We start from the raw sequence: 18,485 nt of genomic DNA, 5'->3' as shown, positions 1-18,485 counted from the left end.
GCTCCACCACGTGTCGCATGACCCGTGACGCATGAAACCGGCGCAGCCAAACGCCAGGGATACCGCGGAACCGGCTTTGCCGGGCCGCTGGTATCGCCCCCCTGGAGGGGGGAGGCGCCGCAGGCGCATCGGAGGGTGTTTCATTCATGCCTCCAGCGAGGCGCCGCCGCAGACCTGGATGTCCTGCCCGGTGATCGCCGCGGCGAGCGGCGAGAGCAGGAAGGCCACCAGCGCCGCGACCTCCTCGGGCCGGATCAACCGCCCCATGGGCGTCAGCCGGGGCTGCGACGACTGGCGCCGCGGGTCCTGCAGCATGGCGGTCTCGGTGGCCGCCGGCGAGACCACGTTGACCGTGACGCCCGCGGCTGCGACCTCCGCCGCCCAGCTGCGCGCCAGCGAAACCAGGGCCGCCTTGGTGGCCGCGTACTGGCTGCGGCCGGCGATGCCGCGCGCCACCCGGCTGCCCACCAGCACCACCCGCCCGCCGCCGGCGCCCACCATCCGGGGCACCAGCCGGTCGGCCAGGCGGGCGGCGGCGTCCACGTGCAGCCGCCACATCTGCTCGCCCGCGGCGACGTCGAGCTGGCCCAGCCGGCCGACGCGCAGCACGCCGGCCGCGTGCACCAACGCCTGCACCGGGCCCTGCGCATGCAGAGCGGCCTCGGTCGCCGTGGCGTCGCACAGGTCCAATTCGACCGAACCGAAGCGGCTGTGCTCGATCTGCGCCGGCGCGCAGTCGAGGCCGGTCACCGACCAGCCCTCCGCCAGCAGCGCACGGCTGATGGCCAGCCCGATGCCCGAGCTGCTGCCGCTCACCAGCGCCCGCCGTTCCTCACTCGACACGGATCTGCCCTTCGGTGATGATCTTCTGCGACTTGGCCATGTCGGCCGCCTGGAAGCGGGCGAAGTCCTCCACCGAGCCCGGCGTGAAGACCAGCCCCTGCTGCGTGAAGCGCTCGCGCAGCTCCGAGGCCAGCGCCTTGTTCACTTCGGCGTTGAGCCGCTTCACGATCTCGGGCGGCGTCTTGGCCGGCGCCCAGAAGCCGTACCAGCTGTAGAACTCGAAGCCCGGCAGGCTCTCGGCCACGGTCGGCACCTCCGGCAGGCTGGCGGCGCGCTTGTCCGAGGTCACGGCGATCACCCGCAGCATGCCCGAGCGGTGGTATTGCAGCGAGCCGAGGATCGGGTCGATGAAACCGCCGATCTGGCCCCCGATCAGGTCCTGGAAGGCCGGCGCCGTGCCCTTGTAGGGCACCACCAGGTAGTCGATGCCGGCCGAGCGCTTCAGCAGCTCGGTGGCCAGGTGCCCGGCCGATCCGATCGAGCCGACGGCGAAGGTCATCTTGCCGGGATTGGCCTTGGCATAGGCCTGCAGCGAGGCGATGTCGGTCACCGGCAGGCTCTTGCTGATCGCCACCGACAGCGGCGCCTTGGCGACCAGCGCCACCGGCGCGAAGTCCTGCGTCACCGCATACGGCACCGACTTCATGGTCATGGGCGCGGTCACGAAGGTGGAGGCGTTGAACAGCAGCGTGTGGCCGTCCGCCGCCGCCTTGGCGACCTGGTCGGCACCGATCACGCCGTTGCCGCCCGCCCTGTTCTCGATCACGAAGGGCTGGCCGAGCTGGTCCTGCAGCTTCTGGGCCACGGCGCGCCCCAGGGTGTCGAGGGTGCCGCCGGGCGGGAACGGAATGATCACCCGCACCGGGCGCGAGGGATAGGTCTGGGCCGACGCCGACCAGGCGCAAAGGCCCAGCACGACGGCGCCGAGCAGGCGGGTGGCGATCTTCATCCTGTTGTCTCCTGTTGGGTCGGCGCGTCCCGCGGAAGGCGCGCCGTGGTCCTAATCTAGGAACGCGAGGCAATCAGGTCAAATAATGTTTTCTGACATCGCCATCAATTCAACTGATACCGTATCGCATGGACCAGCGACAGATCCAGTACTTCGTCTGCCTCTACGAAGAGGGCTCGGTGACCCGGGCCGCCCAGCGGCTGCATATCGTGCAGCCGGCGCTGAGCATGCAGATCGCGAAGCTCGAAGAGGAGCTGGGCCGCCAGCTGTTCGTGCGCGGCAGCAAGGGCATGACGCCGACCGAGCATGCCACCCACATGTACGCCTTGTTCCTGCCCGTGCTGGCGGATTTCGAGCGGGCGCGGGCCCAGCTGCTCGCGACCAGCAGCGAACTGGCCGGGCACGCGCGCATCGGCCTGCCGGCCAGCATCGCGCAGGACATCCTGGCACCGGCGCTGCTCGCGTTCTCGTCCCGGCACCCGCAGGTGCGCGTCTCGGTGACCGAGGCCTACACCGAGGCGCTGGTGCAGGGCGTGGCCGCGGGCCAGCTCGACGCCGCGATCGTCAACAAGCCGCGGCGGCTGATGCTGAAGGCGCAGCCGGTGCTGCGCGAGGGCCTGGTGCTGGTCACCGCCGCCTCGCACCGGCCCCTGCCGGCCCAGGTCGGTTTTCGCCAGGCCGTGAAGATGCCGCTGGTGCTGCCGACGCGCCAGCACGGCCTGCGGGCGATCGTCGAGAGCGCCTGCGAGGCCACCGGCCTGCAGCTGCACTGCGCCTGGGAGATCGATTCGCTGGGCGCGATCATGCAACTGGTGCAGCAGCGGCCCGAACTCGCCTCGCTGCTGCCGCGCACCGCCGTGCGCAGCCGGCTGGCGGAGGGCAGCCTGCGGGCGCACCGGGTGGTCGGCCCGGCGCTGGCGCGCGAGCTGGTTTGCGTCTCGCATCCGACGCGGCCGGTCGCGCCGCCGGCGGCCGCCTTTCTCGAGGTGCTGATCGGGCAGATCCGCGAGAGCGGCGGGCGCTGAGGCCTACTTGGCGAGCCGGGCGGCCGTGTCCGCCGTGCCGACCCAGCGGCTTATCTTGCTGCCGTCCTTCCAGCTGAAGACCTGGACCCATTCGGTCTCGTGCACCTTGCCGTCCGGGCGCGCCCGGCCCTTGGTGCGGCCCAGCACCGTCACGTGACCGGGGCCTTCGAGGAACTCGCGCGGCTCGAACTCCAGGATCTCGTCGGCCTGCGCCAGCTTGCCGAAGAACTCGGCCACCTGCTGCTTGCCCCTGCAGGTTCCGCCGTAGGGCGTGCCGGTTTCCGGGCTGGCCAGGAATCGCCATTCCACGTCGTCGGCAAGGAGCTCGAGCAGCGCCGGAATGTCACGGCGGCCGAACGCGGCGTAGCCCTGCTTCGCAATCTCGGTGGGAGTACCCATGGCGACTCTCCTTGCAGATTTGAGGGGCGAGCATTTTAGTACTTCATTCGAGAGCTGGCGGCATCGTCACAAGCGGCTGTCGAAGGTGAGGCGAGAGAAACGACGGCTGCCTCCATGCCGGCGATCGGCCTTCTCTTCCGGCACGACCGAGGCATTCAATGCGTCCGCGACATCCGTGAGCTTCTGCAAGGTGGCATCGAATTTCCGAAGCTCGGCAGGCGACAGCGCGCCGAGCACCATGTTGTTGAACGCCACGGATTTCGGAAACAGCTCGTCATGGATGGTTCGTCCGGCGGCGGTGAGCGAAATCCTCGAGCGGCGCTTGTCGGTCGCAACGATCTGGCGCGTCACCAGCTTCTTTTCGGTCAGGTCGGCAATGTGGCGTGAGATTCGCGCGCGTGTGAGATGGGCACGTTGCGCCAGCGCAGAGGGAGACAGGCCGTCTTGCGACGCGAGCATGCAGATCAACCGCCATTCGCGCCGGGTGATGCCATAGCGGCCTTCGCACAGCTTCGTGACCATGGCGCCACTGCTGGCGAGCAGGCGACTGAGCTTGTAGTTCAGGAGGTCCTCGACGACGACAGGCTGGGCGAACGACATGACAGCAAGGCCTTCGCGACGGAATCTCGAGACGATTCCGATCGATGGTTGTATAGAAGAACTACCGCATCGACTCCTAGACTCGCCCGCAACTTCCATGACGAAAGGGCGATTGGTGATGATTCAGCAGCTTGAGCGCGGTGCCAGAGTAGCGGGTTCCGACGTTTTTGATTTGAGCACATCGTGGCGGGGCTACCGCATCAACAAGATGTGCAATGCGCTGTCGCAGGCGCAGAACCGCGACGCCTACGCACAGGACGAGGAAGCCTTCATGGCGGCCTACTCACTCACGGACGACGAGAAGGAGCTGGTGCGCAAACGCGACTTCCCGGGCCTCCTGGCCGCCGGCGGAAACATCTATTTCCTGATCAAGCTGGGCGTGGTGACGCGCAACGGGCTCTATCACATGGGTGCCCAGATGCGTGGCGAAAGCTACGAGCAATTTCTCTCCACCCGCAACCAGAGAGAGGCCGTCTGATGGGACGCATCGTTGCAGGGATCGGAACCTCCCACGTGCCTTCGATCGGCGGGGCATACGACCGGGGTCGCGACAGCACGCCGGCCTGGAAGCCGCTCTTCGACGCCTACGTGCCGGTGCGCGCCTGGCTGAAAGAGATGGAGGTGGACGTCGCCATCATGGTCTACAACGATCACGGCGCGGATTTCTTCTTTGACAAGTATCCGACCTTTGCGGTCGGCTGCGCGGAAAGCTACGCCATTGCCGACGAAGGCTTCGGCGTGAGGCCCTTGCCGGTCATTCCGGGGGACCTCGAGTTCTCGCAGCATCTGTGTCGCTCGCTGGTCTACGACGAATTCGACATCACCGTCTGCCAGGAGATGCGCGTCGAGCACGGCTTCCTGGTGCCGATGCACCTGTGCTTCGAACACGGCGAGACCTGGCCCGTGCCGACGATCCCGATCGCCGTGAACGTGTTGCAGCATCCATTGCCGACTGCGCGCCGTTGCCATCGGCTGGGCCAGGCGATCCGCAGTGCGGTCGCGTCTTTCAAGCCCGACATCCGCGTGGCAATCATCGGCACGGGCGGCATGTCGCACCAGTTGACCGGCACAGAGTTCGGCGCCATGCACAGAGAGAACGACCTGGACTTCCTGGAGCGTATCGAGTCCGACCCCGAAAGCCTGCTGCAACTCACGCACCAGCAACTGATGGAGAGATTCGGAGTGGAAGGCATCGAACTGATCATGTGGCTCGTGATGCGCGGCGCGTTGCCCGACAACGTGCGTCGGATCCATCGCAACTACTACGCGCCGATGACGACCGGCATGGGTCTGATCACGCTGGAGGGGGACGCATGAACCGCACACAGGTAGGTATCGTCGGGGCGGGTCCGGCGGGATTGATGCTCTCCCACATGCTCCACATGGAGGGGATCGAATCGGTGATCATCGAACGCGCCGGGCGCGAACATGTGCAAGGTCGGCTGCGAGCCGGGGTCCTCGAGCATGGCACCGTCGAGATGCTCAGGGAGTTCGGCCTTGGCGGTCGCATCGCCAGCGTCGGCCTGGAGCAGCACGCCATCGACTTCCGTTTCGGTGGCGAGTCGCATCGAATCGACTTCCACGAAGCCACCGGCGGACGCAGCGCGTGGGTGTATCCGCAGCACGAGGTGGTCGCCGACCTGATGGCTGCCCGGCTGCGCGCAGGCGCCGAATTGCGCTTCGATACGCCGGTCGAGCGCATCGAAGGCATCGATACCGCTCGCCCCGTGCTGCACTACACGCAGGACGGCGCGCCGCGCGAACTGCATTGCGATTTCGTGGTCGGTTGCGACGGGTTTCGCGGGATCAGTCGTGGGGCGATACCGCCCAGCGTGCTCAAGACCTACGACCGGGTGTATCCGTTCGGCTGGCTGGGCATCCTTGCGGAAGCGGCGCCCTCGACCAACGAAGTGGTCTGGGGCTGCGACGAAGGCGGGTTCGCGATGCAAAGCATCCGCTCGCCCAGCGTGACCCGGCTCTACCTTCAATGCGAGCCGGACGAGAACCCGGACAACTGGTCGGACGACCGCATCTGGTCCGAGTTGCACCAGCGCCTGGATGTGCCGGGCATGCCACCCATCAACGAGGGGCGGATCATCCAGAAGGGTGTCACCGCCATGCGCAGCTTCCAGTCGGAGCCCATGCAGCACGGCCGACTGTTCCTGGCCGGCGATGCCGCGCACATCGTGCCGCCCACGGGCGCCAAGGGTCTGAACTCTGCGATGGCTGACGTCAAGGTGCTGGGCCGGGCGTTGACCGCGTACTACCAGCGTGCGGACGAAGGCCGTCTGGCAGGCTATTCGCAGACCTGCCTGAAGCGCATGTGGCTGGTGCAGCGCTTTTCTGGCGGGCTGTGCACCATGGTTCATCGGTTCTCGGGCGACAGCGTTTTCGCGCAGCGCCTCAAACGTGCAGACCTCAACTACATGACCGGCACGCCAGCCGGGCGCCTTCAGTTCTCCGACAACTTCACCGGCCTGCCCATCGAGGCTTGAACGTCTCGAGACGCGTTCGTCATTCGACGACCACGACCTCTTCGAGCAATGGCGCCGCACTGACCAGGGCCAGTTCGATCGCCGTGATCACGAAGGGCGCGACACCCGGCGCCCGGAAGTCGAGCAGCAGCCTGCTTGCATGAATGGTGGCTTCGTTGGCATGCAGGAAGGCGACGATCTGGTCCCTCAGGGCGATCGGGTCCTCGGCGGCGCGCACCAGCGCGCGCGGAACGGCGCTCACCGGTGCCCGCGGGTGCAGCGAGCCGGGTTCGCCCAGCCGGTTGACGTCGTCCGCGAAGTCGCTCAGGGTCGTGCTGTCGATGCCGTATTCCCGCGCGTACGTGCTCAGGGGCGCCAGGCCGCCCTCGGCGTAGGTGAGAACGTGGAACTCCTTGCGGCGGGGCCAGATGGCGGCCTGCGTGGTCCGCTCGATGCCGAAGGCAGAGCCGGCCTCCTGCGGCTGCCGCGGCGGCGCGCGCAGGCGGATCGACGTCGGCGACAGCACCTCCACCGAGATCGATGCCGACACCGTGGCCGCCGCCTGGAACCAGTTGCGAAGGCCGACCCCGCCCATGATCCGTGGCGTTCCGTTGGTGTTGGCGCGGCGGTTGATGGTGCCGAGGATCGGCTGCGGATCGTCGCCCAGGAACATCTCGAGGGTCTCGCCGTCCTGGCCCAGCAGGCGCTGGGCCGCAACGCCGACATTGAAGAAGCCCTGCGCGAAGTAGGTGGGCTGGAGGATGAAGGTGAAGCCGCCGACGGCGGAGGCCGCGGGCTCGGCCCCGTCCTCCTCGCCGCGGGCGCGCTCCTCGGGTGTCTCCGGGGGATGGATGCCATCGTCCACCTGGCCGCCATTCCAGGGCGGATCGATCACTTGGATGAGGTCGTCCTCCAGGGCGGCGGCCAGGTTCAGGTGGAACTGGCCATAGTGCAGCAGGCCGTTGTCGGGCAGGGCCAGGATCTCGACCGCCGAGCCGCGCTCGAGCAGGGCCCGGATGTTCTTGTGGTTGCGGGCGTTGGTGCTTTGCGTCGGCGCCGGCCGTCGGTAGCCGGCCATGCGCCTGGCCAGCGGCTGCACCGTCTTGCCGACGTACATGACCTGGCCGTCGCAGACGAACGCATAGAGGATATTGCGCTGGGTCGAATGCCGCGCCAGTGAAAAGTCCAGCGCACCGCCGTCCAGGAGCCAGTGCCCTGCAGGGTCGAAGCCGATCTCGAGCAATCTGTTCATGCGGGTGCCCCTTGAATCCGACGGCCGGCGGGCCGGCGCAAGCGTACGCCAAACAGCCGCCGGGTTGGCGCAGAATGCTCCGCCCGCGCAGCAAAAAAAACGGGCTCGCGGATTCATCACCTCGAGACAAGGAGACGATCATGGCATTCAATGGTTCGGCCATCGCGGCAGTTCTGGACGCAGCAGTCGCCAAGGGCGCCCTGCACGGCGTGGCGGCGGTGGTGGTCGATCGCAACGGCCAGCTGTTCCATCACGCCGCCGGCGAGGCGAACGAAGGCAGCATGTTCCGCAATGCGTCGATGACCAAGGCGGCGGCCACGACGGCGGCGCTGCAGCTCATGGAGCAGGGGCGGCTCGGCCTCGATGCCACCGTCGAATCGATCCTGCCGGAGTTCGGCCGGTTGCTGGTGCTCGACGGCTTCGACGGCGACACGCCGCGCCTGCGGCCCCCCGCCAGCCAGGCCACGGTGCGCCAGCTCATGACGCACACGGCCGGGCTGGGCTACTTCTTCACCAACGAAAAACTGCTGCGCTACCACGCGCTGACGGGTGAGCCGAACCCGTTGTCGGGCCTGAAGCGCAGCCTGTCGGCGCCGCTGGTCAACGACCCGGGCACCGCCTGGGAGTACGGCGTCAACACCGACTGGCTGGGCCTGATCGTCGAAAAGATCTCGGGCCAGAGCCTGGGCAGCTACCTGCGCCAGTTCGTCTGGGGGCCGCTCGGAATGAACGACTCGACCTTCGCACCCAGCCCCGAACAGCGCGAGCGCCTGCTGCGCGTGATGCAGCGCCAGCCCGACGGCAAGCTCGCGCCCTCGGCGCTCGACCTGCCCGCCAGCTCGGAATGGGAAGCCGCCGGCCACGGCTCCTATGGCACGGCGCAGGACTATGGCCGCTTCGTGCAGGCCTGGCTCAACGATGGCGCCGGCATCCTGAAGCCGGCCACGGTCGAACTGGCGCTGCAGAACCACATCGGACGGATCCAGCTGCCGGCGCTGATGAAGTCGACCGTGCCGGAACTGTCGAACGACGTGCCCGCACTGCCGGTCCCGCAGGGCTGGGGCCTGGGCTTCCATCTGACCTTGGCCGACCTGCCGGGCATGCGCAGCAACGGCACCGGCGACTGGGCCGGTGTCTTCAATTCCTACTACTGGATCGACCGCGCGAAGGGCATCGGCGGCGTGCTGATGACGCAGCTGCTGCCTTTCTTCGACATGCCGGTCGTCGAGACGCTGATGGGTTTCGAGCTGGGGGTGTACCAGCAGGTGGGCGCGGCCGTGCCCGCGGCCTGAAGCATGAAGACCCAGTACTACACCGCCTGCAGCCTGGACGGCTTCATCGCCACGGACGACCATTCGCTGGAATGGCTGTTCCCGCTCGGCGACATCAACGACACCAGCTACCCCGTTTTCATCCAGGGCGTCGGTGCACTCGCGATGGGATCGTCGACCTACGAATGGATGCTGCGCCACGTCGTCGGGGCGGGGGCCGCGTGGCCCTACACGCAACCCGCATGGGTGTTCAGCAGCCGCGCGTTGCCCGGCGTTCCCTCGGCGCCCATCCACTTCGTCCGAGGCGATGTGCGGCCGGTGCACGATGCCATGAAAAGGGCCGCCGGGGGCAAGAACATCTGGCTCGTCGGCGGCGGCGACCTGGTCGGGCAGTTTCATGACGCCGGGCTGCTCGACGAAGTCATCGTCCAGGTCGGATCCGTGACGCTGGGCTCGGGCAGGCCCCTGCTTCCGCGTCGCATCGTGTCGCCGTCCTTGCAACTCACGGCGGCGAAGTTCGTCGGGCCGGGCTTTGCGGAGCTCACCTACTCGGTGCCTTCGGGCGCAGCCCCATCCAGACAGCCAAGCTGATATATCCCATGGTCACCTGCTACCTGCGCTACCTCATCGATCCGTTCAAGCTCGAGGAATTCGAGCACTACGGCAAGCTGTGGATTCCCCTGGTCGAGAAGTTCGGCGGCCAGCACCATGGCTATTTCTTGCCATCGGAAGGCGCGAACAACATCGCGCTCGCGATGTTCACGTTTCCAAGCCTTGCGGCGTACGAGGAATATCGCACCTTGTCCGCGGCCGACGCAGAGTGTCAGGCTGCCTTCAAGTACGCGGAAGACACGCGCTGCATCCTCAGCTACGAACGCAGCTTCTTCAGGCCTGTCTTCGGGTGAGGGCCTGCGGCAGACGGTGAACTCCGAGGTCATCCCCGCGTAGCGGCGCGCCCGCCCCGCGTCTCGCTGCAACCCCATGTGAGCGCTTGTCAGCGATTGCCTCACGCGATCGCTTCGCTGCGGCCTACGGGCGCCGATGCACGCGCGATCTGAAATGCTGCATCTCCGGCGGGAGCCACGCGCGGAGGGCGCGAGTGGCTTGCCGGGCTCAAGGAGCTAACCATACGCGATGCCACCTGCCCGAGTGCCCCGGAGAAGGAGCCCGCCTCCGGCGACCTGCGCTATGCGGAGACGAGCAGGCGCGGCTATGTCATCATCACGCTGACGCCCGCCGAGGTCCTCGCCGATTTCATGGAATTCAGCACCGTGCTGAGTCACGACTACGGCACTCGGACCTCGATGAGCCTTCATGCCCTGCCGGGCGCCATCGGCCTTGATGTGCTGCCCGCTTAGCAGGAAAGGAGGTCCATGATCGAACGCATTTTCTGGATTGCCCTGTGGCTGGTCTGCGGAATGTTGGCCGCCTACGAGATCGGCCTGCGCAACACAGCGGTCGAAAGCGACCCCGCCTTGGCGGTGTTCTACGCGGCGGTGGGTGCGCTGGGGCTCTGGATGATGGTCCGGCGCGCGGTGCGTGCAAGGCGCCCGTCGCGTCTGCTGCTCCCATTGGCGCTGAGCCTCGGCGGTCCGGCCGCCGTCGCCTGGCTCATCCGCCAGGGGAAGCCTGCGCCGGAATGGATCGGCACCCTCTTCGGTGCGTCCACATTTCTTGCTTTCTCCGGCTGCGTCATCGTGGTCGGGATGATCATTGCGTGGCGGCGGCGCGAGTCGGATCGCGATCGACGCCACAGGGAGATGCGGGAGTCGGCACGACAGCGGTTGGAGGAGCGGCCGTCTTCGGGGCCGATGCAGGAGTTCACCGACGAGCTTGAACATCCTCCTGCGGTGGATGACGCGGACTTGCTGCCTGCGCGAACAGTGAAGCGCTGAGGTGGGGCCCGGCCGTGCTCGGCCGCAGCGGGTAACCTCCATGCAAATGAGCCAGCCAGAACCTCGCCCCGCCTCCGTCTGGAACCGCTTCTGGTCTCCGAAGAGCTTCCTCGAGCGGTTTCCGCCCGAGGCCTCCGACGAAGAGGCAGAAGTCATCGCGCAACGCAACGATCTCTGGCTCAAGACCTACATGGACATGTACATCCTCCGCTGGGGCGCGCTATGGGCGGCCTCGGTGGTGGTGGCGCTGCTCCTGCTGGAAGCGGGGGGCCTGCTGTTCGGATTGGCCCTGGCGGTGAACCTCGCGGCGTTGGTGGGGCTGGCGGGGATGATCGCGACCTATAGGCGGGCGGCGCGGGCTGTGGTGGACCGGACTGGGAAACTCAAGTAAGGCGTTCCCGTTGATCGTCTGAGTTCATTCGCGGCAAGCAGGCGGCCTTACAGCTCGGCCCTGCGACCAGGCCGTAGGCCATCCGCCTACTTGGACAAGAAACTGGTGCACCACTGCTGCTCGCAGGGCACGCCGGCGTGATTGCCGTCCATTTGAGTGCCGGGACAATTCTTCAGGAAGAACTTGGCCTCGCTGCAGGATGTCATCTGCGAGCAATGGGTCCGACCGTCGCATCGGTAACCGCCCACCACCGGCTCGGCGATGACGGCCTCCGCAGCCGGCAGAGCGGCAGCCGGCGCAAGCCGCGCCGCGTGACGTTGGTATTGCGAATAGCCGTAGGCCCCGATGACGACCACGATCACGAAGCCGATGAGAGCGCCGATCGGCGAGCGTCTTCCGACAGCCGTAGACCGCGATGGCGAACGCGGATATGTGGACGGCCTGCCGAGTGCTTCCCGATAGACGTTCACCGCTTGCGGCCTCCCGTCCTTGCCGCGACCCAGTTCGTAGGTGACCGTCTCGCCCACCGTGGGCCGGGATCCGTCCCTTGGGAGCGCGCTGATGTGGACGAACAGTTCGCGGCCGCCGTCTCGCGGCGCGATGAAGCCGAAGCCACGCTCGTCGTTCCAACTTCTGAGTTTTCCGGTGAGTGCCATGTTCGACCAAGCGTTGTTGCAGGAGATACCAGCGCCGCAAAACTATACCGACAGTTTCCGGCGCGCTCTCGACCGGGAGGTGGGCGTACGTCAACGGACGCCGTACGGCGCGAACACCTCCACAGTCCAGTCGACAAAGGCACGCAGCTTGGCGCTCGGGTGCCGACTGGACGGGTAGGCTATCGACACGGGCATCGGCGGCGGTTCCCAGTCGGCCAGCAACTCGACCAGTGCCCCACTCTCGACGTGTGGCTGCGCCATGAACGCAAAGGTCTGCGCCACGCCAAGCCCAGTCAGTAGCGCCGTCAGGTGGGCCGTGCTCTCGTTGACCGCGATGACCGCATGCCCGTTGATCTCGATGCGCTCTTCGCCGCGCTCGTAGTGCGGAGGAATGTAGCGCCCCGTACGCGACGAGAAATAGCTCACCACCCGGTGTCCGTCGAGCAGGTCGGCCGGCGTCGCGGGCACGCCGTGGCGCTTCAGGTAGTCAGGCGTCGCGCAGGTCATGTAGGACATCTGAGCGACGCGACGTGCCACCAGCGACGGGTCGCTCAGCACCCCGCCGCGAAGCACGCAATCCACCCCTTCGCCGATCAGGTGGACCGGCCGGTCACCCACGCCGAGTTCGAGCAGGATGTCCGGGTAGCGTGCGTGAAACGCCGGCAGCCTGGGGATCAGGATTCGGTTGGCCAGCGAGGAGCCGATGTCCACACGCAGCCGGCCTCTGGGACGGGTCTGTGCATTCGTGACATCGGCCTCGATGTCGTCGATCTCGTCCAGCACCCGCAAGATGCGCTCGTAGTAAGCCGCGCCCTCGGGCGTCACCGTGACACGTCGCGTCGTGCGCTGCAGCAGCTTCACACGCAAGTGGCTCTCCAGTTGCTGAACGAGCTTGGTCACGCTGGGCTTCGGCAACTGCAGCAGATCGGCCGCCCGCGTAAAGGTGCCGGCTTCGACGACCCGGGCGAAAACGCGCATGGCTGCGATCTGGTCCACCGCCAGATTATTGGCGATCTGGAAATAAACATGTCCCGCTCACCATCTTGGTCGCCTCGGGGTCGAAGCCGACACTTGCCGGCAAGCGATCCAAGCCCTATCGCGAAGCCACTGGCGCAGGACGCACGCAAGCGTTTGCGCTCCAACCACAGGGCCAACCAGCCGAAAAGGAAATATCGAAATGACCACCAAGATCCAACAAGTTCTCATGACGGGCAAGACCCATACGACGGCCAGCCGCCGCGCAGGCGACCCGCGCGGCGACGAGCGCGTCGACATCCGGATGTCGACGCCCGGCGAGGCCGGCAATGACATCGTGCTTGAGGCGACCCCGCTGCATCCCACCGCAGAACAGTTGTTTGCCGGAGCCTGGTCGGCCTGCTACACCGGTGCGCTGGGCGTCGCAGCCAAGGCGAAGAAGGTGGCGCTGCCCGCCGACATGGCCGTCGACATCGAAGTCGACCTCGGCCAGACCGGCGGTGCGTACTTTCTCCAGGCTCGGATCGATGTGCGCATGCCCGGCGTCGCACACGACGTGGCCGAGGCCATCGCGCATGCAGCGCATCAGATGTGCCCTTATTCGAAGGCCGTCCACGGCAACATCGACGTCGCCACGAACGTGATTGCCGCGGAAGCCCTGGCTGCGCAATAACTCGGCCTCGTCAGAAACCGAAGCTCGCTGTCGACTCGACAGCGAGCGCGACGAACCACTCATCCTTCCGGAGAAAACAATGTCCAAGCCCCTCTCTGACAAAGTAGCCCTCGTCACCGGCGGTTCACGCGGCATCGGTGCCGCCATCGCGCGCCGCCTGGCGCACGACGGCGCCGATGTCGCCATCAGCTATTCGGCCTCTGCCGACCGCGCTGAAGCGCTGGTCAAGGAACTGCAGGAACTGGGCGTGCGCGCCGCAGCCTTGCGGGCCGATCAAGCCGATCCGCTGCAGGTCGAGGCGCTGGTCAACGACACCGCTCGCCGTTTCGGCAGGCTCGACATCCTCGTCAACAACGCCGGCGTGTTCGTGGTCGGCCAGGTCGGCGCGCCAGACAGCAACGTCGCCGCCCTGGAACGCCAGTTCGCCATCAACGTCGGCGGCGTGGCCGCTGCCGTGCGTGCCGCAGTCCCACTCATCAGCGACCATGGCCGCATCATCTCGATTGGTTCCGGCGCCGCCGATCGCACGCCCTGGCCAGGTGTGGCCGACTATTCGGCGACGAAGGCAGCTGTATCCGCCTACACCCGCGGCTGGGCGCGCGACCTCGCCCCACGCGGCATCACCGTCAACACGGTGCAGCCAGGCTCGATCGACACCGAGATGAACCCGCAGGACGGCGACTTCGCCGCCGTGCAGAAGGCAGCCATTCCGCTCGGCCGCTATGGCCGGCCCGAAGAGATCGCGGCGGCGGTCGCCTTCCTCGCTAGCCCCGACGCCGGCTTCATCACGGGCATTTCGCTCGATGTTGACGGAGGCGCTTCGGCCTGATCGCCAAAGCCGGCAACAGGAGGGGCTTCCCTTGCTCGTGCAGAGGGCAAAAAGCGTGATATTTCGCGTTCGCCCAGGATTTGTGGGGGAACTCGGCCGCCATCGAGGCGATTCGCCGCCCGTTGCCGATAGGATCAACGCACCTCCTCGAAGCCAACATGACTACGCGCAACACCGAAACAATCCTGCGCACCTACGGCTTCTGGATTCTTTCCTCGCTGCGCGACGAGTGTCGCGAGTTCCTTGAGGCGAACACGCTCAGGGAACTGATCGAGAGCCCAGGAAATCTACGGTCGACAGCGCTGTTTCGCGATCAGGCGGACGGAACGGTCGAGGTAGTGATCCTGGCGTTGTGGGACTCGATGGAGAGCGTCAAGAAGTTCCTCGGCAAGCAGGACTTGCGCAAGCCCAGGATCGATCCGATGGTCCACGCCAAGATTTTCGACCGTGAGCCTTATGTGCGGCAGTACTCGCTTTCGGACCCCGACGCGCTTGCGCTGATCCCGCCGAGTTGGAGATAGGCTGACGGGTGCTTTCGAGTGCCCACAGCAGAGGACTGCCCGCAGCCAGCTGAACGGCATCGCGCCCACAGAATTGGGGATTCGGGCACCGGCGCTCGTGCCTAGCCTACTCGGCGCTGCAACAACCGGCCCAGGCGCGCCTGCGGGCCCCAATTTCCATCGAGGAGGAGCAAGTCGATGTCCGCAAACCCGAACATGAGCTGGAATGCCTTCGATCTCTGGCGCCAGTGGATGCAACAGCCATCTGGTGCCTTCGTCCAGCCCATACTGCCGGGCTGGTCGCTGAACATCAACAGCAACAATTCCACGGCACCCGAGACCGAGGTCGACATCATCGCCAAGCACAGCTACGGTCGCCAGATCGGCCGCATCTCGGATGCTCTTCGCGTATTGATCCAGGATGCGCACCCCGAGCCGCCCGAGACCGGACCGCTGAAGGACTTCTTGACGATGTGGAACGAAATCGAGAAAGTGAAGCTCGAAGGTGCGGCGGAACGACTCGGGCGGATTGCCTCCGACCTGGCGTTGCTGAAGGACAAGGACCGCGACCGATACCTGAGGCTGCGCGATGCCTTGGGGCGGGCGCTGAAGCAAACCGAATGAGCATCAACGAGATTGTTTCTGGCAACCGACTTTCGGTCGAATCGCAACCCGCTTCCCGCCTCACGCGCTGGTGCGCGCTGGGATGCGCCGCCCTCGTCCTGGCGACGGGTGTCGCCTCTTGGACAGGCACCGCAAGCTATGAACAGCAACTCGCCGACATCCTCACCGTGCGCGGGTTTTCCGAGGACGCTTACGGCGCCCTCCGCGAGTCGCCGCAACTGAGGCAACTGTTTCTCGACGCAGCCGGTGACCGCGAGCTCACGCTCAAGCTGGAGCTCGCGCTGCTGAAGTACCCAGGCCGCGCGCGAAACGTGCTCGAAGCCTTTGGCAGCGATCCACGGTTTCAGGAAGTCCTGCGCAGGCATGGGGAGGTCGTGATACCGGTCATCGACTATTTCATGGTCAATGACATCGCTACGCTGTGGGCGATGTCGAAGATGGCGCCTGCCTGGGAATCCATCGCCAAGATGTTTCGAGGCGAGGCGTCTCAGCCGGGCGATCAAGAGAGGCTCGTCTATGGCCCCCGGCTTCGAGGCATTTCCGCGATCGAGACCATCCTCGCCGATGGACACCACTTCCTGGGGCAGTTCGTTCTTGACAAGAACAATCAGCCGCAGCGCGTCCAGACGGACCGGGTGCTCGAGACCCTCAAGGATCTTCTTGCGGGCGGCCTCGGCGGTCTCGAATCCAAATACCGCAAGGGCGATGACATTTCGATGACCGATGTCGCCTGGGCGGGCGCCGATGTCCTGTCGGTCCTCGGCGCGACCAAGGCGGTGGCGTTTCTCGGCAAGGCCGCTGTTCCGGGCAAGGCAGTCGAAGAGGCCGCGGTCGTCGGCCGCCGCACCTCGCTGATGGGCAGCAGTGTTCTGCTCGGCGAAAGGGTCGGTGCACGCGTGGCGAAACTGGGTGCCACGCTGGCGTCGGTCTACCTCGTCGTGCGTCACCCAAGCCTGCTCAGCGGCGTCTTCGGCGCACTGGGAAAGCTGATTGGGATTCCGGCGTGGATCGCCATCCTGGCTGGCTGGTGGGGCGTCGCGCTGGCCGCCATGCTGCTGATCCTTCCCGTGCTGCGCGGCGTGACGCTGCTGATCCCGCCGATCCGGTGGATCGCCAGTGCCGCGACGTGGATGCTCCCCAAGAAATCTCAGGCGGATTTGAATGCGGGCGCGGCTTCGATGTAGTTCGAGGCTGGCGTCGATGATTCCAAGGGCATCGTCATCCCTCCCTCGTGATGAACGTCCAAAGTCGGTTGGATCATTCAGCCTGCCTTGCGTCGTCCTCCCATCACCACAAGCGCGACGCCACCCATCACCAGCGCAATGCCAACCAGGGTTACCGGCGCTGGTACTTCCTTCAGGAAGAGCATGCCGATCAACACGGCAAAGCCCGGTGCGAGAGCGCCGAAGATCGCAGCCCTGGGCGCACCCAGCCGGCGCACGGCCTCCGTGTAGAAGTACATCCCCAGGATGGCCACCGCGATCCCCTGCGCGAGCACCTGGAACGCCACGGCCGCAGGCGGCGCCGAGAAGAGGTTAGGCTTCAGCCAGATGAAATAGACGGGTGCGAACAAGACGGCGGAACACACGTTCACCAAAGCAGTCGCATGCCAAGGGCTGACGCCGGAACGCCGCTGGGCAATCGTGAAGCCGGCAAAGCACAGGCCGGCCAGCAGAAACAACAAGTCACCCCGCCATTCGCCCGCCGCCCGGTTCGCGAGCAATGCATAGCCGCCGATGCAGAACACGCCTGCCACGACCACCACCATGCCTGCCAACTGCGGCTTCGCGAACCGCTCTCCGAAGAAGAGACCGGACAGCACCGCGACCCAGATCGGCATGGTGCCAATCATGAGCGTGGCGACATGCGATGCAGGCGCAAACTGCATGCCCACCGACCCGAGCATCATGAAAGGAACGCCCGCACCGAGCACCATCACGAGCATTCGCACGACGCCGATTCTTTCGATCCCGAAGCCGTTTCGAACCAAGATCGGCCATAGCAAAAGCGCCGAAACACCGAAGCGCAGGAAGGTCACGTCGTGCGGCCCCAGCGTGGTGGTGACGGCAAAGCGCGTGGCGACCGACCAACTCGACCAGATCAGTGCGACAGCCAGGCCGCAGAGCACCCCAAGGATGATGGCCCGTCGACCGGCGGAGCCGGCCTGCAATTGATTGAGTACCGCGGCCACCTCATCTTCCCTTGCGCAAGAGCTTGATGATTCCGATGGCGTCGTCCTGCGCTTGCCCGGCCGCCATCGCCTCGGCGAACAACGAGTGATTGACCGTGGCGATCGGCAGCCACACGCCACGTTGAGCTGCCTCCTCGCAAACCAGACCGATGTCCTTGGCCACGTGGCGAATGGGCGCCTGCTGCGTGAAGTCGTCCGCCACCAGCTTGGCGACCTTGGAACGCAACACGTCGTTGGCAAGCGGCCCCGCCTGGGCCATCTCCAGGAACAGCGGCACGTCGAGGCCGATGCCTGCGGCGAAGTGCGTTGCCTCGGAGATCGCCTCGAAGCATGCGATCAGCAAGAGTTGATTGGCGAGCTTCATCCGCATGGCGGTCGGGACCGGCCCGCAGCGCACCGTCTTCTTGCCGACGGCATCGAAGATCGACTGGACGTCGTCGATATGGCTTTCTTCTGCAGCCGACGCCAGGATGACGAGTTGCGCCGTCTCCGCTGGCTGCCTGGAACCCGAAACGGGAGCCTCGACGTAGCGCGCCGACGGCTTCGAGGCTCTTGGCAAGCTCGACTGAATAGGCCGGCGCGACAGTGGCCATCAACACGATGGTCTTGCCCCTCACCGGCGCCCGGATCGCGCCTTGCGGCGTACGCTGCAACGCCTGGTCGACTTCCAGGTGACTGGGCACCATGAGGATGACCACCTCGGAAACCTCGATGACTTCGCGAGCGGACTCTGCAACCTGGATGCCCAATGGCCTCAGCGGATCGCATCGGCTGGGTGTTCGGTTGTAGACCGAGACGCCATGCCCTGCCTTGTGGAGATTTCTAGCCATGGGTTCGCCCATGACACCGACGCCGACTATTCCAACTTTCATGTGAGAGCTTTCCTTTGCCGCTTTAGCGGACCGATTTGGGCTGTACTCACTTTAGGCAAAACCCCA

The 18,485-nt window shown here is 66.0% G+C and carries 22 protein-coding genes and 1 pseudogene; 14 read left to right on the top strand and 9 right to left on the bottom strand.

Annotation, left to right across the window (positions count from 1 at the left end; all coding sequences use genetic code 11):
- Positions 1-144 precede the first annotated feature (144 nt).
- Positions 145-843, bottom strand: a complete 699-nt coding sequence (locus QTI68_RS12110) for an SDR family NAD(P)-dependent oxidoreductase (protein ID WP_286521791.1) — start codon at positions 841-843, stop codon at positions 145-147.
- Positions 833-1,792, bottom strand: coding sequence for a Bug family tripartite tricarboxylate transporter substrate binding protein (locus QTI68_RS12105; protein ID WP_286521790.1), 960 nt, complete (start codon positions 1,790-1,792; stop codon positions 833-835). Before QTI68_RS12105 ends, QTI68_RS12110 begins: the two co-directional genes overlap by 11 nt.
- Positions 1,793-1,920: 128 nt before the next feature.
- Between QTI68_RS12105 and QTI68_RS12100 the strand changes: the two genes are divergently transcribed.
- Positions 1,921-2,817 carry a LysR family transcriptional regulator gene (locus QTI68_RS12100; RefSeq protein ID WP_286521789.1) on the top strand — a complete coding sequence of 299 codons (897 nt, stop codon included), beginning with the start codon at positions 1,921-1,923 and terminating at the stop codon, positions 2,815-2,817.
- A gap of 3 nt (positions 2,818-2,820) precedes the next feature.
- On the opposite strand, the gene QTI68_RS12095 is transcribed toward QTI68_RS12100, so the two are convergent.
- Together QTI68_RS12095 and QTI68_RS12090 are read right to left on the bottom strand one after the other, a co-directional pair.
- A complete protein-coding gene (locus tag QTI68_RS12095; protein WP_286521788.1) occupies positions 2,821-3,216 on the bottom strand; it encodes a nuclear transport factor 2 family protein in 396 nt (131 codons plus the stop codon).
- A 66-nt stretch (positions 3,217-3,282) separates the two neighbouring features.
- On the bottom strand, positions 3,283-3,816 hold the full coding sequence (locus QTI68_RS12090) for a MarR family winged helix-turn-helix transcriptional regulator (RefSeq protein WP_286521787.1): 534 nt from the start codon (positions 3,814-3,816) through the stop codon (positions 3,283-3,285).
- Between the two features lie 118 nt (positions 3,817-3,934).
- On the opposite strand from QTI68_RS12090, the gene QTI68_RS12085 reads away from it, so the two are divergent.
- From QTI68_RS12085 to QTI68_RS12075, 3 genes are read left to right on the top strand one after another with little or no spacing between them, the layout of a single operon-like run.
- Positions 3,935-4,294 carry a protocatechuate 3,4-dioxygenase gene (locus tag QTI68_RS12085; RefSeq protein WP_286522263.1) on the top strand — a complete coding sequence of 120 codons (360 nt, stop codon included), beginning with the start codon at positions 3,935-3,937 and terminating at the stop codon, positions 4,292-4,294.
- Positions 4,294-5,133 (top strand): class III extradiol dioxygenase family protein, encoded by an 840-nt coding sequence (locus QTI68_RS12080; protein WP_286521786.1) that lies wholly within the window; start codon positions 4,294-4,296, stop codon positions 5,131-5,133. Before QTI68_RS12085 ends, QTI68_RS12080 begins: the two co-directional genes overlap by 1 nt.
- Positions 5,130-6,311, top strand: coding sequence for a 4-hydroxybenzoate 3-monooxygenase (locus QTI68_RS12075; RefSeq protein ID WP_286521785.1), 1,182 nt, complete (start codon positions 5,130-5,132; stop codon positions 6,309-6,311). The genes QTI68_RS12080 and QTI68_RS12075 overlap by 4 nt, the downstream gene beginning before the upstream one ends.
- A gap of 19 nt (positions 6,312-6,330) precedes the next feature.
- On the opposite strand, the gene QTI68_RS12070 is transcribed toward QTI68_RS12075, so the two are convergent.
- Positions 6,331-7,542 (bottom strand): GIY-YIG nuclease family protein, encoded by a 1,212-nt coding sequence (locus tag QTI68_RS12070; protein ID WP_286521784.1) that lies wholly within the window; start codon positions 7,540-7,542, stop codon positions 6,331-6,333.
- Positions 7,543-7,682: 140 nt separating this feature from the next.
- Between QTI68_RS12070 and QTI68_RS12065 the strand changes: the two genes are divergently transcribed.
- From QTI68_RS12065 to QTI68_RS12045, 5 genes are all read left to right on the top strand, one after another.
- Complete coding sequence (locus QTI68_RS12065; protein ID WP_286521783.1) at positions 7,683-8,834, top strand: serine hydrolase domain-containing protein; 1,152 nt, start codon at positions 7,683-7,685, stop codon at positions 8,832-8,834.
- A 3-nt stretch (positions 8,835-8,837) separates the two neighbouring features.
- Positions 8,838-9,404: a dihydrofolate reductase family protein gene (locus tag QTI68_RS12060; RefSeq protein ID WP_286521782.1), complete on the top strand. Its 567-nt coding sequence runs from the start codon at positions 8,838-8,840 to the stop codon at positions 9,402-9,404.
- An 8-nt stretch (positions 9,405-9,412) separates the two neighbouring features.
- A complete protein-coding gene (locus QTI68_RS12055; protein WP_286521781.1) occupies positions 9,413-9,718 on the top strand; it encodes an NIPSNAP family protein in 306 nt (101 codons plus the stop codon).
- 468 nt (positions 9,719-10,186) lie between these two features.
- Positions 10,187-10,708, top strand: coding sequence for a hypothetical protein (locus QTI68_RS12050; protein ID WP_286521780.1), 522 nt, complete (start codon positions 10,187-10,189; stop codon positions 10,706-10,708).
- A gap of 40 nt (positions 10,709-10,748) precedes the next feature.
- On the top strand, positions 10,749-11,099 hold the full coding sequence (locus QTI68_RS12045; protein WP_286521779.1) for a hypothetical protein: 351 nt from the start codon (positions 10,749-10,751) through the stop codon (positions 11,097-11,099).
- Between the two features lie 86 nt (positions 11,100-11,185).
- Here QTI68_RS12045 and QTI68_RS12040 read toward each other — a convergent pair whose 3' ends face one another.
- Positions 11,186-11,755, bottom strand: coding sequence for a cold shock domain-containing protein (locus QTI68_RS12040; RefSeq protein ID WP_286521778.1), 570 nt, complete (start codon positions 11,753-11,755; stop codon positions 11,186-11,188).
- Positions 11,756-11,845: 90 nt separating this feature from the next.
- Positions 11,846-12,751, bottom strand: coding sequence for a LysR family transcriptional regulator (locus tag QTI68_RS12035; protein WP_286521777.1), 906 nt, complete (start codon positions 12,749-12,751; stop codon positions 11,846-11,848).
- A 181-nt stretch (positions 12,752-12,932) separates the two neighbouring features.
- On the opposite strand from QTI68_RS12035, the gene QTI68_RS12030 reads away from it, so the two are divergent.
- The 5 genes from QTI68_RS12030 to QTI68_RS12010 all read left to right on the top strand — a co-directional run bounded on the left by QTI68_RS12030 (position 12,933) and on the right by QTI68_RS12010 (position 16,540).
- On the top strand, positions 12,933-13,403 hold the full coding sequence (locus QTI68_RS12030) for an Ohr family peroxiredoxin (protein ID WP_286521776.1): 471 nt from the start codon (positions 12,933-12,935) through the stop codon (positions 13,401-13,403).
- Complete coding sequence (locus QTI68_RS12025; RefSeq protein ID WP_353506424.1) at positions 13,375-14,232, top strand: SDR family NAD(P)-dependent oxidoreductase; 858 nt, start codon at positions 13,375-13,377, stop codon at positions 14,230-14,232. Before QTI68_RS12030 ends, QTI68_RS12025 begins: the two co-directional genes overlap by 29 nt.
- Before the next feature lie 158 nt (positions 14,233-14,390).
- Positions 14,391-14,753 (top strand): hypothetical protein, encoded by a 363-nt coding sequence (locus tag QTI68_RS12020; protein ID WP_286521775.1) that lies wholly within the window; start codon positions 14,391-14,393, stop codon positions 14,751-14,753.
- A 177-nt stretch (positions 14,754-14,930) separates the two neighbouring features.
- Positions 14,931-15,356, top strand: coding sequence for a hypothetical protein (locus tag QTI68_RS12015; protein ID WP_286521774.1), 426 nt, complete (start codon positions 14,931-14,933; stop codon positions 15,354-15,356).
- Entirely contained in the window at positions 15,353-16,540 is a 1,188-nt protein-coding gene (locus tag QTI68_RS12010; protein ID WP_286521773.1) for a hypothetical protein, read from the top strand. The genes QTI68_RS12015 and QTI68_RS12010 overlap by 4 nt, the downstream gene beginning before the upstream one ends.
- 77 nt (positions 16,541-16,617) lie before the next feature.
- Here QTI68_RS12010 and QTI68_RS12005 read toward each other — a convergent pair whose 3' ends face one another.
- Together QTI68_RS12005 and QTI68_RS40150 are read right to left on the bottom strand one after the other, a co-directional pair.
- A complete protein-coding gene (locus QTI68_RS12005; RefSeq protein WP_286521772.1) occupies positions 16,618-17,547 on the bottom strand; it encodes a DMT family transporter in 930 nt (309 codons plus the stop codon).
- Between the two features lie 4 nt (positions 17,548-17,551).
- Positions 17,552-18,469 (bottom strand): annotated as a pseudogene (locus tag QTI68_RS40150) (NAD(P)-binding domain-containing protein); the annotation flags it as partial.
- Positions 18,470-18,485: the final 16 nt, after the last annotated feature.

Origin of the sequence: Variovorax sp. J31P207 (genome assembly GCF_030316965.1) — a bacterium.
In the GTDB taxonomy this organism is placed as follows: domain Bacteria; phylum Pseudomonadota; class Gammaproteobacteria; order Burkholderiales; family Burkholderiaceae_C; genus Variovorax; species Variovorax ginsengisoli_B.
The sequence above is the reverse complement of the archived record's forward strand: the minus strand, read 5'-3'. Positions and strand labels throughout refer to the sequence as shown.

Bases quoted from the DNA above. Each gene is read 5' to 3' on its own strand.
- QTI68_RS12105 (WP_286521790.1), bottom strand. From the start codon at position 1,792: ATGAAGATCGCCACCCGCCTGCTCGGCGCCGTCGTGCTGGGCCTTTGC.
- QTI68_RS12100 (WP_286521789.1), top strand. From the start codon at position 1,921: ATGGACCAGCGACAGATCCAGTACTTCGTCTGCCTCTACGAAGAGGGC.
- QTI68_RS12095 (WP_286521788.1), bottom strand. From the start codon at position 3,216: ATGGGTACTCCCACCGAGATTGCGAAGCAGGGCTACGCCGCGTTCGGC.
- QTI68_RS12090 (WP_286521787.1), bottom strand. From the start codon at position 3,816: ATGTCGTTCGCCCAGCCTGTCGTCGTCGAGGACCTCCTGAACTACAAG.
- QTI68_RS12085 (WP_286522263.1), top strand. From the start codon at position 3,935: ATGATTCAGCAGCTTGAGCGCGGTGCCAGAGTAGCGGGTTCCGACGTT.
- QTI68_RS12080 (WP_286521786.1), top strand. From the start codon at position 4,294: ATGGGACGCATCGTTGCAGGGATCGGAACCTCCCACGTGCCTTCGATC.
- QTI68_RS12075 (WP_286521785.1), top strand. From the start codon at position 5,130: ATGAACCGCACACAGGTAGGTATCGTCGGGGCGGGTCCGGCGGGATTG.
- QTI68_RS12070 (WP_286521784.1), bottom strand. From the start codon at position 7,542: ATGAACAGATTGCTCGAGATCGGCTTCGACCCTGCAGGGCACTGGCTC.
- QTI68_RS12065 (WP_286521783.1), top strand. From the start codon at position 7,683: ATGGCATTCAATGGTTCGGCCATCGCGGCAGTTCTGGACGCAGCAGTC.
- QTI68_RS12060 (WP_286521782.1), top strand. From the start codon at position 8,838: ATGAAGACCCAGTACTACACCGCCTGCAGCCTGGACGGCTTCATCGCC.
- QTI68_RS12055 (WP_286521781.1), top strand. From the start codon at position 9,413: ATGGTCACCTGCTACCTGCGCTACCTCATCGATCCGTTCAAGCTCGAG.
- QTI68_RS12050 (WP_286521780.1), top strand. From the start codon at position 10,187: ATGATCGAACGCATTTTCTGGATTGCCCTGTGGCTGGTCTGCGGAATG.
- QTI68_RS12045 (WP_286521779.1), top strand. From the start codon at position 10,749: ATGCAAATGAGCCAGCCAGAACCTCGCCCCGCCTCCGTCTGGAACCGC.
- QTI68_RS12040 (WP_286521778.1), bottom strand. From the start codon at position 11,755: ATGGCACTCACCGGAAAACTCAGAAGTTGGAACGACGAGCGTGGCTTC.
- QTI68_RS12030 (WP_286521776.1), top strand. From the start codon at position 12,933: ATGACCACCAAGATCCAACAAGTTCTCATGACGGGCAAGACCCATACG.
- QTI68_RS12020 (WP_286521775.1), top strand. From the start codon at position 14,391: ATGACTACGCGCAACACCGAAACAATCCTGCGCACCTACGGCTTCTGG.
- QTI68_RS12015 (WP_286521774.1), top strand. From the start codon at position 14,931: ATGTCCGCAAACCCGAACATGAGCTGGAATGCCTTCGATCTCTGGCGC.
- QTI68_RS12010 (WP_286521773.1), top strand. From the start codon at position 15,353: ATGAGCATCAACGAGATTGTTTCTGGCAACCGACTTTCGGTCGAATCG.